1 protein-coding gene is annotated in these 366 nt (G+C 44.0%); it reads right to left on the bottom strand.

The window, feature by feature from the left end; genetic code table 11:
- Window positions 1-366 (bottom strand): DDE-type integrase/transposase/recombinase (locus tag MM817_RS16590; protein WP_241717175.1); only part of this gene is annotated, 366 nt, incomplete at both ends.

The following is a 366-nucleotide window of genomic DNA, read 5'->3' as shown; positions in this document are numbered from 1 at the left end:
CGATCTGAGTGGAGGATTACGCCTTTTTTTGGTCGCTGTGTCGTGACTGCTTGATGCAGAGCGGATAGTACACAGCTCTTATCCATGGTTTTACTGTAACTCCATCCGATGATTTTGTTAGTGGCTACATCCATAATCGATGCTAGGTAGGTCCAACCATCCTCAACCGTGTGAAGATACGTGATGTCACTAACCCACTTTTCATTCCTTTTCGTGGTTGAAAAATCCCGCTTGAGTACATTTTCACCCCCGTTATATACCGCATCCTTTTTATAAGGTCGATATTTTTTAATGACGACGGATCGAAGGCCCAAGTTTTTCATGATGCGCTGCACTCGTTTTTCACTCACCTTAAACGGCAATGCT

The sequence above is a fragment of the Sulfoacidibacillus ferrooxidans genome, from assembly GCF_022606465.1.
Taxonomy (GTDB): domain Bacteria; phylum Bacillota; class Bacilli; order Alicyclobacillales; family SLC66; genus Sulfoacidibacillus; species Sulfoacidibacillus ferrooxidans.
This window is presented reverse-complemented; position numbering and strand designations above follow the sequence as displayed.